The following is a 7452-nucleotide window of genomic DNA, read 5'->3' as shown; positions in this document are numbered from 1 at the left end:
GTTCTTTATTGAATAGATTTGACACCACAATTACTAGTTGGAAAGGCTTTAATTTCCTAGCATTTATTGTAATCGGATTAAAGAAATTTCATAAAATTGAAAAGTCAAGATGACTTCATTAAAAAAATTCCATATTCTTTGTTATTTATACTGATTCTAAATTTAAAACATTCGTAAATTATTATCTTTCTATTCGACATAAGGTAAAGCAATTTCTTATTAAGTATGGAACACATCGTCATCATTGGTAATGGTATCTCGGGAATCACCGCAGCTCGACATATCAGAAAATTATCTGACAAAAAGATAACTATTATTTCTGCCGAAACAGAACACTTTTTTTCTAGAACAGCCTTAATGTATATATACATGGGGCATATGAATTTTGAAAACACCAAACCTTATGAAGATTGGTTTTGGAGTAAAAACCGATTAGAATTAAAAAAAGCCCTTGTAAAAGGTATTGATTCTGATAGAAAACAACTTGTTTTACACAATGATGAGTTGTTTAGTTACGACAAACTAATTATTGCCACAGGATCTAAACCCAACAAATTTGGTTGGCCTGGGCAAGATTTAAAAGGTGTAATGGGCATGTATCATAAACAAGATTTAGAGAGTTTAGAAAAATATGCACCTAATAATAAAGTTTGTAAACGCGCTGTTATTGTTGGTGGTGGACTTATAGGTATTGAGTTGGCTGAAATGTTGCATAGTAGAAACATTCCTGTAACTTTTTTAGTAAGAGAAGATAGCTTTTGGAACGGAGTTTTACCTGCTGAAGAATCTGAAATGATTAATCAAGAAATAATAGATAATCATATCGATTTAAGATTAGGTGTAAACTTAAAAGAAATTATTTCTGATGAAAAAGGTCAAGTAAAATCGATTATTATAGCAGAAACTGGTGAAGAGATTGAATGTAATGTGGTGGGACTAACAGCTGGTGTATCTCCTAATATCAATTTTATTAAAAATTCTGATATTGAAACAAACAGAGGAGTATTAGTAAATCGTTTTTTAGAAACTAACAAAGCAGATATTTATGCTATTGGAGATTGTGCTGAACAAAGAGAAGCTATTGGTCAAAGAAGACCTATAGAAGCTGTTTGGTATACTGGTAGAATGATGGGAGAAACTGTTGCACAAACAATATGCGGAAACAGAATAGAATACAAACCTGGTAATTGGTTTAACTCTGCTAAGTTTATTGATATTGAATATCAAACTTACGGATGGGTTTGGGCTACACCTAAAGAAAATGAAGCTCGTTTTTTCTGGAAAGATACAACAGGTAAAAAAGCAATTCATTTAAATTACGACAAAGAAAGTCACGAGTTCATTGGAATTAATACTTTCGGAATTCGACTTCGCCATGAGTTCTTCGACAAAATTCTTACTAACAAAAAATCTGTTGAACATGTTTTAGAACACTTTAAGGATGCAAATTTCGATCCTGAGTTCTTTAAACAACATGAAGAAGAGATTGTTACTAAGTTCAACAAAGAGAACGGAACAAATCTTAAAGTAAAAAAGAAAAGCTGGAAACGCATATTTAGTAAGGCATAAAAAAATCAATGAATACCATGAAAGTAATTAAAAATATAGGTTTAGTAATATCCCTTATTGGGTTTGCTATTTTCACATTTAGCGTTTTTACTGGAACAAACAAAGTTTCAGAAGATACATTTAACACTTGGGCTTCTCAAAAAGTAAAAAGTGAAGTGTTTATTGAAAAAGCAAAAAAAGAAATTGTAGGTAAAGAATTAAGCGCATATGAACTGTCTTCTAAAATTGTTGATATCGCTAAACAATCTAACGAATTTCATAAAAGTCAAAAAGAAATCGCTTGGGATAAAATCATTTGGATTAAATGGAACAAAACATATAAAGATTTTGTGTATCCATTAGTTCGTTCATCTGCTACAGGTTGGGTTGTAAAAAATCAAGGATTATTTTTCTTCTTAACTTTTGGTTTGGCAATTATAGGTGGTTTACTGTTTTTTGGTACAGATTATAAATTATTAGGACCTGCAGGAATAAAAAACAACGGTATTTTTCAACATTCTGCTACTAACAGAGGTGTTTTAGGAATGATTGCTTTTGTTTACTTCGTAGGATTTTACATGTTATTATACTTTTTTCCTAACTATTTAATAAACCCTATTTTATCTGTAAATCCAATAAAACAAGCTTTAAACGGTAATGCCTCTGATCAATGGTTTCTTTACGGATTTATGTATTGTTCTGTAATGACAGTATTTGCTATTAGAATGTTTATCAAATACAGACACAATAATTACCAAATTGTAAGAACCGCAGTCGTATTATTTTTCCAAATTGCTTTTGCTTTCTTAATTCCAGAAATTCTTGTTGCATTTAACAAACCTTGGTTTGATTTTAAAAATGCTTGGCCATTAAATTATACATTCTTCTTCGATTGGAATATTAATAGTTTAATTGCTAACGGTAATCTTGGAATCTTCATGTTAGTATGGGGTATCATATTAACTTTAATTATAGTACCTGTAATGGTTTACTTCTACGGAAAACGTTGGTACTGTTCTTGGGTTTGTGGTTGTGGTGGTTTAGCTGAAACTTTAGGAGATCCATACAGACAATTATCAAGTAAATCATTATTCTCTTGGAAAGTAGAGCGTTGGTTAATTCACGGAGTTTTAGTTTTTGCTACGGTAATGACAGCATTAACATTGTACACATATTTTGCAGAAATGGAAACTTGGAAAGAATTAGCTTTTGGCTTTTCTGTATATGATGTACAAAGTTCTTACGGATTCTTAATTGGTTCAATTTTCTCAGGAGTTATAGGTACAGGGTTTTATCCTATTTTAGGAAACCGTGTTTGGTGTCGTTTTGGTTGTCCATTAGCTGCTTATATGGGATTAGTACAACGTTTCAAATCTCGTTTCAGAATTACCACTAACGGTGGACAATGTATTTCTTGTGGTAACTGTTCTACTTACTGTGAACAAGGTATTGATGTAAGATCTTATGCACAAAAAGGAGAAAATATTGTTCGTTCAAGTTGTGTTGGTTGTGGTGTATGTTCTGCTGTATGCCCTAGAGGAGTTTTAAAATTAGAAAATGGACCAGAAGAAGGAAGAATCAATCCTACTCAAGTCTTATTAGGTAATGATGTTGATTTACTAAAATTAATGAATGAAAAATAATCTTTATATATTCTTTTTGTTATTGAATGTTGTTGCTTTTTCGCAAAAAACATATCAAAAAAGCTATTATGAGAGTGGTGAGATAAAGGAAGAAGGTTGGCTTGTTAACAATAAGAAAACTGATTATTGGATTTTCTATTACCCTAATGGAAACATTAAACAAAAAGGACACTTTAAAAATAATTTAAAGCATAAATATTGGTATTTTTACCACGAAAACTCAAACAAACAAAAAGAAGGTCACTTTAAAAATGGATTACAAAATGATTGGTGGGCCTTCTTTGATAAAAATGGAGTTTTAAAAAATAAATGTCAACTTCGCGATAATGAAAAAAACGGATATTGCTTAGTTTATAAAAATGATAAATTAGTGAAAGCTTCTAAATTTACTAAAGGAAAAAAAGTGAAAGAATGGACGGATTTCTCTTCTTTTAAAAGAGAGAATAATCTAAATGATTTAAGATAACATGAGCATGACTCCCATAGTAAAAGTTATTATTCCTGCTTTTAATGAGCAGGATTCTATAGCGAATGTTGTAAATGACATACCCAAAATAGTTGATGAAGTTATTGTTGTTAACAATAACTCTACTGATAACACTGTAATAAACGCCCAAAATGCTGGTGCAACTGTGCTTACTGAAACTAAAAAAGGTTACGGTTATGCTTGTTTAAAAGGAATGGATTATATCGCTAAAAATGCACTAAATCTTCCTGATATCGTTGTTTTTTTAGATGGTGATTATTCTGATTATCCTGAACAACTTACCGAAATTATTGCTCCTATTACAAATGAAAATATCGATTTTGTAATTGGTTCAAGAGTTAAACGACTACGAGAACAAGGTTCTATGACCCCACAACAAGTTTTCGGAAATTGGTTAGCAACTTTTTTAATGAAATTGTTTTTCAATGCTAAGTTTACAGACTTAGGTCCATTTAGAGCTATAAAGTATCAAAAGTTATTAGACTTACAAATGGAAGATAAAACCTACGGATGGACTGTAGAAATGCAATTAAAAGCAATTAAAAAAAGATACACATACACCGAAATTCCTGTTAAATACCGCAATAGAATAGGTGTTTCTAAAGTTTCAGGTACAGTAAAAGGAACTATATTAGCGGGCGTAAAAATATTAAGTTGGATTTTTAAATACAGTTTTAAATAAATGATACTTCAATACATTATTATTGTTTTATACAGCATATCTCTTCTATTAATTTTCATGTATGCTTTGGCTCAATTAAATCTGTTGTTCAATTATTTATCTTCTAAAAATAAAACGGATGACTCTGAAAAATTTAATTTAGATAATCCAGAGGAAGTACCTTACGTTACAATTCAATTACCTGTTTATAATGAATTGTATGTTATGGAAAGATTGTTAGATAATATTGCTAACATAAAATATCCAAAAGATAAATTAGAAATTCAAGTATTAGATGACTCTACTGATGAATCTGTTGAAACAACAGCAAAACAGATAGAAAAAATAAGAAAAACTGGCTTAGATATTCAACATATTAGAAGAGAAAACAGAGTTGGTTTTAAAGCTGGTGCTTTAAAAGAAGGTTTAAAAATAGCCAAAGGTGAATACATTGCTATTTTTGATGCAGACTTTTTACCAAAACCATGTTGGTTAGAAAAAACTGTTCCTTATTTTAAAGATGAAGAAATTGGTGTTGTTCAAACTAGATGGGGACATATTAACAGAGATTATTCTACGTTAACCAAAGTTCAAGCTTTTGCTTTAGATGCACATTTTTCTTTAGAGCAAGTTGGTAGAAATAGTAAAGGTCATTTTATCAATTTTAACGGTACAGCTGGTATTTGGCGTAAGCAATGTATTATTGATGCTGGTAACTGGGAAGGAGATACTTTAACCGAAGATTTAGATTTGAGTTATAGAGCTCAATTAAAAGAATGGAAGTTTAAATATTTAGAAGATGTTGTTACTCCTGCTGAACTTCCTGTAGTTATTAGCGCTGCAAGGTCTCAACAATTTAGATGGAATAAAGGTGGTGCTGAGAACTTCCAAAAAATGTTATTTAAAATAATAACAAGCGATACTATTAAGTTTAAAACAAAAGTTCATAGCGTTTTGCATTTACTTAATAGCTCAATGTTTACATGTATCTTTTTAATGGGTGTTTTAAGTATTCCTATGTTATATATTAAAAACGAATACGAACATTTAGAAGTGTACTTTTTAGTAATGAGCTTTTTTATTGTTAGTACTATCATATTTTTTGTTTGTTACTGGTTTATGTACAAGAAAACATTTGGTGGTGGTTTCAAGAATTTTATTAAATACATTGGTGCTTTTTTTACTTTCTTTTCTATAGCAATGGGATTCTCTTTACATAATACTATAGCTGTTTTAGAAGGTCATTTAGGTAAAAAGAGTGAATTTGTTAGAACACCAAAGTTCAATATTAAAAGTTTAACAGATAGTTGGAAAAACAATAAGTATATTAAAAAGCGCCCATCTGTAAATGTAATTATTGAAGGTATTTTAGCTTTATACTTTGCTTTTGGTATGTATAGTGCATTTGTAGTCGGAAAAAATGGCGGTGATTTTGGATTATTTCCTTTTCACTTAATGTTATTCATTGGGTTTAGCTATGTGTTTTTCAAATCTATCTTTTCGAAAGCATAATTTTTAAACAAATAAGATGTTAGAGACTTTGTAATTTTAAATGTGATATTTTGAGTGATTTTTCTGGAGATTGAGCGAAGTCTGTATCAAACGAAAAGTTATATCGAAAATAAGTATTCGTAATTCATAATTTAAAATTAGTTATTAAGTCATCTAATGAAACATACTTCAAAAATTGTAAATACACTATTCAGTAAAAAATATTCAATACTCTTGGTAACGCTGTTATCAGGAGTATTATATCTTTTATTTGCTTATATGCTTCAAAGAACAGAATTTGGTACGTTTTTAGTTCTTTGGGCTTTCTTATTTGGGACATATACATTTTTATATAAAAACATACACTTAATGCCTATTCGCTATTTTATAGCCATAGGTGTTTTATTTCGTTTATTATTCTTAGTAGGAATTCCTAATTTATCACAAGACTTTTATCGTTTTATTTGGGATGGACGAATGATTCTTGAAGAATTTAATCCTTACCTTTCATTACCGCAGACTTACATTGAAAACGGAAATTTCCCTATAAATCAAGCTGAAGAATTATATGCTGGTATGGGATCAATGAATGGAAGTCACTACACCAATTATCCACCTATAAATCAATTATGCTTTTTAATTGCTGCTATGCTCTCTAAAAACTCAATTCTAGGTTCAGTTATAGTAATGCGTAGTTTGATTATATTGGCTGATATAGGTATTTTTTACTTCGGATATAAACTTTTAAAAAACATAAATAGCAATCCAAATTATATATTTCTATACTTTTTAAATCCTTTTATTATTATAGAATTAACTGGTAATTTACACTTTGAATCTGTGATGCTATTTTTCTTTGTTTGGTCAATGTATTTATTACAAAAAAGAAAATGGATTTTAGCTGGCTTTATATTTTCTCTTTCAATTACTGTAAAATTAATACCTCTTATTTTTCTCCCACTATTTTTTAAATGGTTTACTTTCGATCAAAAAAAACAATTCAATTTTGAAAACATTAAAAAGTTACTATTATTTTATGCAATAATTATTATTTCATGCATAACGCTTTTCTTACCTTTTTATTCACCTAGTTTAATTGCCAACTATAGTAATTCTGTTGGATTATGGTTTAGAAACTTCGAATTTAACGCTAGTTTTTATTATATATTTAGAGAAATAGGATATCTTTTTAGAGGTTACAACGAAATTGCCATAATTGGTAAAATTTCCCCAGTTTTAACCATCATTTTTTTACTTATCGTAACTTTTTTTAGAAAAAACTATCATATTAAAACTCTAATAAGCTCTATGCTATTAGCACTTTCTTTCTATTATTTTACAACAACAACAATGCATCCTTGGTATTTGTCAACACTAATTATTTTATGTGTTTTTACCAGATTTCGTTATCCAATTATTTGGTCTTTTGTAATGGTTCTTAGCTATCAAGCATACGCAAACACTGTATGGAAAGAAAATTTATGGTTTGTAGTTTTAGAATATTTAGTAGTATATTCCTTCTTGTTTTATGAATTAAAAAAACCCACTCAAAAAAGATTGAGTGGGAAAAATTGCTATGAAAAAGAAAAAGAAAGTGGTTTATAACCACGAGACAAATATAT

At 29.4% G+C, this 7452-nt stretch carries 6 protein-coding genes; all 6 read left to right on the top strand.

What is annotated here, in order from left to right; genetic code table 11:
- The first annotated feature begins 225 nt into the window (after positions 1-225).
- The 6 genes from EYW44_RS21405 to EYW44_RS21380 all read left to right on the top strand — a co-directional run bounded on the left by EYW44_RS21405 (position 226) and on the right by EYW44_RS21380 (position 7435).
- Positions 226-1569, top strand: coding sequence for an NAD(P)/FAD-dependent oxidoreductase (locus tag EYW44_RS21405; RefSeq protein WP_132727759.1), 1344 nt, complete (start codon positions 226-228; stop codon positions 1567-1569).
- Between the two features lie 17 nt (positions 1570-1586).
- A complete protein-coding gene (locus tag EYW44_RS21400; protein WP_132727756.1) occupies positions 1587-3191 on the top strand; it encodes a 4Fe-4S binding protein in 1605 nt (534 codons plus the stop codon).
- Positions 3181-3657, top strand: coding sequence for a toxin-antitoxin system YwqK family antitoxin (locus EYW44_RS21395; RefSeq protein ID WP_132727753.1), 477 nt, complete (start codon positions 3181-3183; stop codon positions 3655-3657). Before EYW44_RS21400 ends, EYW44_RS21395 begins: the two co-directional genes overlap by 11 nt.
- A gap of 7 nt (positions 3658-3664) precedes the next feature.
- Positions 3665-4360 (top strand): glycosyltransferase family 2 protein, encoded by a 696-nt coding sequence (locus EYW44_RS21390; protein ID WP_132727762.1) that lies wholly within the window; start codon positions 3665-3667, stop codon positions 4358-4360.
- Positions 4361-5851, top strand: a complete 1491-nt coding sequence (locus EYW44_RS21385; RefSeq protein WP_132727750.1) for a cellulose synthase family protein — start codon at positions 4361-4363, stop codon at positions 5849-5851.
- A 156-nt stretch (positions 5852-6007) separates the two neighbouring features.
- Positions 6008-7435 (top strand): mannosyltransferase, encoded by a 1428-nt coding sequence (locus tag EYW44_RS21380; RefSeq protein ID WP_132727747.1) that lies wholly within the window; start codon positions 6008-6010, stop codon positions 7433-7435.
- Positions 7436-7452 lie beyond the last annotated feature (17 nt).

Origin of the sequence: Tenacibaculum sp. M341 (genome assembly GCF_004337695.1) — a bacterium.
Classification (GTDB): Bacteria; Bacteroidota; Bacteroidia; order Flavobacteriales; family Flavobacteriaceae; genus Polaribacter.
This window is presented reverse-complemented; position numbering and strand designations above follow the sequence as displayed.

Excerpts from the sequence above, each read along its gene's own strand:
- EYW44_RS21405 (WP_132727759.1), top strand. The coding sequence starts at position 226 with ATGGAACACATCGTCATCATTGGTAATGGTATCTCGGGAATCACCGCA.
- EYW44_RS21400 (WP_132727756.1), top strand. The coding sequence starts at position 1,587 with ATGAAAGTAATTAAAAATATAGGTTTAGTAATATCCCTTATTGGGTTT.
- EYW44_RS21395 (WP_132727753.1), top strand. The coding sequence starts at position 3,181 with ATGAAAAATAATCTTTATATATTCTTTTTGTTATTGAATGTTGTTGCT.
- EYW44_RS21390 (WP_132727762.1), top strand. The coding sequence starts at position 3,665 with ATGACTCCCATAGTAAAAGTTATTATTCCTGCTTTTAATGAGCAGGAT.
- EYW44_RS21385 (WP_132727750.1), top strand. The coding sequence starts at position 4,361 with ATGATACTTCAATACATTATTATTGTTTTATACAGCATATCTCTTCTA.
- EYW44_RS21380 (WP_132727747.1), top strand. The coding sequence starts at position 6,008 with ATGAAACATACTTCAAAAATTGTAAATACACTATTCAGTAAAAAATAT.